At 47.5% G+C, this 3,666-nt stretch carries 4 protein-coding genes; 2 read left to right on the forward strand and 2 right to left on the reverse strand.

Annotated features, from left to right (window positions below):
• Positions 1 to 89 precede the first annotated feature (89 nt).
• Positions 90 to 875 carry a TSUP family transporter gene (locus tag J0895_RS02485; protein ID WP_207086559.1) on the reverse strand — a complete coding sequence of 262 codons (786 nt, stop codon included), beginning with the start codon at positions 873 to 875 and terminating at the stop codon, positions 90 to 92.
• Positions 876 to 1,226: 351 nt separating this feature from the next.
• Entirely contained in the window at positions 1,227 to 1,613 is a 387-nt protein-coding gene (locus tag J0895_RS02490; protein ID WP_207086560.1) for a hypothetical protein, read from the reverse strand.
• A gap of 1,043 nt (positions 1,614 to 2,656) precedes the next feature.
• Here J0895_RS02490 and J0895_RS02495 point away from each other — a divergent pair.
• Entirely contained in the window at positions 2,657 to 2,863 is a 207-nt protein-coding gene (locus J0895_RS02495) for a hypothetical protein (protein WP_207086561.1), read from the forward strand.
• Between the two features lie 374 nt (positions 2,864 to 3,237).
• On the forward strand, positions 3,238 to 3,666 hold a 429-nt coding region (locus J0895_RS02500; protein WP_479724792.1), incomplete at its 3' end, for a photosynthetic reaction center family protein.

A 3,666-nucleotide genomic window follows, 5' to 3' on the forward strand; every position in this document is an offset into this window, starting at 1 on the left:
CGGGGGCAGTTTCTGGGGATACGATTAAGAGATATGTTGAGAACCAAAAAACTAAGTAATTGGTTAGCTACGTACCTACGCTAACCCCCTTATATCCCACGGCTAAAGCACGTGGGTTTTACGGCGTTTTCTATAAATTGCAATAACTCACGCTGTTGCCAGAGCATTAATATGCCTGTAATTGCCATAGTCGCGAGGGCAAGCTGACGAAAGTGCTGGTTGCTCATGCGGAGGAGGACGTAGCGACCCAGGAGGTTACCGGGTGCTGCAGCTAGACCGATCGCCAATCCATATCCCAGGTACTGCGGTGTCATCGCACCAAAGGCCAAATAAATCACAATTTTGATGATATGAATCACCACCACATTAGCGGCTTTGGTGGCAATCATTTCTTCTTTGACTAATCCGTATTTAAGATAGAGGGGATTTAAGAGGGGACCACTACTGCCGATGAGTCCGGAAATAAAGGAATACAGAAATCCGGCGGGTAAAAAATACCAGGTTGCGATGCGGAAACTACTTTCTTGTTTTTTAAGCCCAAAGCCGACTACGCTCAAAATCAGGAACAAGCCGATCAGGAGTTGTAGCCATTCTATATTCATTTGGGTAAACAAATACGCACCTAAAATCGCACCTAAAATCGCCCCGGGTAGATACCAGAGGGTAATTTTCCAGTTGATATCACTCCAGAATAAAAAGATCCGTTGCGAATTTCCGAGCAACATCCCAATGGTAATCACGGGTGCCACTGCGCCCGATCCCAGCAAAAGATTAACCAGTGGAATTAAGAGGAGCGGACTGCCTGCGGCTGCTAAGGTACTGGTGAACCAGGACAGGAAACTAGCTAGGGTTAGCCAAAGAAGGAGTATGGACACGAATGAACCGGCTGTTAAAGTTCTTTATCTATTATTCTCCCACCTTTAACCGAATTTTAACCGGGTCAGTTCCCCAGGTTGTTTTCTTCGCCAATGTTTACTCAGGTTTTAAAACTGCAACACTTCTTTTCTACCAGGGAAGATGTTTAATTACCACTTCGCAGTGTCCAGAACTAGAAAGCGGATTGTCTAAATCCTAAATCCTGAAGTGCCTATATATTCTGAGGAAACGTAGTAGCCCTGACATGACGGAATACTGAGGCGTCGGACGTACTTCTTAACTAATCAAGAAGCCCGCACCGTACTGTAATCAGTCGGTGTGTGGAGTCGTCACCTTTTACGGGTATCAGTCTAACCCAGTTCCTCATCGTCTTGTGGGGGATGGGGAAATATTTTGGCCATCATGTAGCGCGGGTTTAATTGTCCCGATTGCTGCCGGGGACCGTCGCCGCCATCTGGGGGTGCAATGCAAATGGCAGTTTGGTGAACTCCGACCATAATTGCCATGACTCCGTTGATGATCCCATCGATCTGCTCGATCAGGTTTTGAGCTTGCTCTAAATCCGGTGTCAAAATAAAAAAGGTTTTGACTCCCGTTGGGGAAGGCGCGAGGCCAAATTGACATTCTCTTAACAATTCCTGAGTCTGGCGATCTACGGAATCGTAGAAACGGTTGAACAAGGCTTGATAAAATGATTCAGCAAGCTGGCGATCGCCAAAGCTGGGTTTATACAACATAATAACTCTCAAAGGTAACAGCGTTTCTAGGGCTTGAAAATACGGCTATGGTTCTAGTGTGGCCGTTTTTAATGTGACTCACTGCGATCGCTATCCGGGTAGAACGTGACTCTCATCAGAATTTGCAGTGATGCAAATCCGGGTCAGGTTGTGTTTTCAGTCTGACTTGGCCTGGGTTTCACAAGGCTGCTTTTGCCTCAACTGTGCTTTTGCCCCAGTCGGCATTCGGGCAACCCGATGACAGCTTCATCGTCAAAGGCGGGTCCGCTTACAGCGGCGATCGTTGATCCCCACGGGGTTGTATTGATAAGTTAGAACTAATACCGCCCAGACCCCGCCAATATGTTTTCGTTCCAGTTCGACTCCTTATTACCCTGAAGGAGCGAATTTTTGACAAGGTGGCTTACCCCTCGACTTGGATCTTAGCTCGTTTTTTTACGATGTCCCTCTGGTTTCAGGTTACTCCAAACCGGCACAATCCAAATCCAACCTCCAGACGACCTGTGATTCTTGGGTTAGAACCGCTTGGGTGTTCCTTGACCCCCGGGCTAAGGGAGGAACCGGACCCCAACTGTTCCGAATGTGGCACCGCGATCGATTCTGCTCCTATCTTTCCTCTTTTCGCTCGGTTATAAACTAATGTAACGATTTTTCTTTCCCCAAACCATGAGACTCAAGGTGGATACGATAGAAATTTCTATCATCAGGTATAGATTACCCCCTCTTTAGGCCCTCCGATATCTGTTAGATTTCCCGGTTAAGATGCGATCGCCACAACATCCAGCGGCGAGTCAAGCGTCCAAAACTTGTCTGCCTTTTATAACAATTCTTCTCCAGAATATTGACAAAATTAAACGCTCAGGGTTTCTCTTCAAAAACATCGGAGGTAACAATTCCGGACTTTATCCCCGGCGCGATCGGCCTCCCGCCTCACCGCAAGCCAGTTGAGGGGTGGGGGATCTGTTGTCGCGATCGCACCGGAATGGCTAGACTGTAATTTTAACAAAGATGGGTTGATCAACCCCGATTCAAGAGGATAAACTATGGTAAATTATGACCTGCGAGGAGAACTCTATCGCGGCTGGATCGTCGTTCCGATTCGGGCCGAAGATATTTTTTTTTATGAATTTCATAGTCCCGAGGGATACCGGAATATCAACCTCAGACCCTTTGATACTCCCGAAGACGCGATCGCCTGCGCCCGAGATGAAATCGATCAGATCATTGAAATTTTTGCAAAGGCCGCTTAACCCGGGCGAGTTGCGACAGCATCGATAAACTCATCCTAGGATGTCGCTACCCTCTTACCTCTATATATAGCGGTTCGGTGGCCTCATTCGCGTACAGATATTTAGAGGAGTGCGTAAAGCCTGAGCCCGGGCTTCGCTGTGCGAACGCACTCCAAAAATGTACGCGAATGACTGTGGGAAAGGCTATAGGACCAGAAACTGAGTTTCTGGTCCTGATTTTCTGTGGAGGAACAAAGATTTTCTCTAACCTAATAAGCTCACCTTATCTGTCTGATTAGAAAAAACAGGGTAATTAACCCTTTACAAACCGTTACAAAAGCATTAATATAAAAACATCATAACTACCTCGACAACCAAATAGCAATCATAAAACTATGACCACAACTTTACAGCAGCGCGAAAGCGCTAATCTGTGGGACCGCTTCTGCGAGTGGGTCGCCTCCACCGAAAACCGCCTTTATATCGGCTGGTTCGGCGTGTTGATGATTCCCACCCTCTTAAGCGCCACCGTCTGCTTCATCATCGCTTTCATCGCGGCACCCCCCGTTGACATCGATGGTATCCGCGAACCCGTTGCCGGTTCTTTACTGTATGGAAACAACATCATCTCTGGTGCAGTTGTTCCTTCGAGTAATGCGATCGGTTTGCACTTCTACCCCATCTGGGAAGCAGCCAGCTTGGATGAGTGGCTCTACAATGGTGGCCCTTACCAGCTAGTGATTTTCCACTTCCTCATCGGCATCTTCTGCTACATGGGTCGTGAGTGGGAACTCTCCTACCGCTTAGGAATGCGTCCTTGGATC

Source organism: Phormidium pseudopriestleyi FRX01 (genome assembly GCF_017313335.1).
Taxonomy (GTDB): Bacteria; Cyanobacteriota; Cyanobacteriia; order Cyanobacteriales; family Laspinemataceae; genus Laspinema; species Laspinema pseudopriestleyi.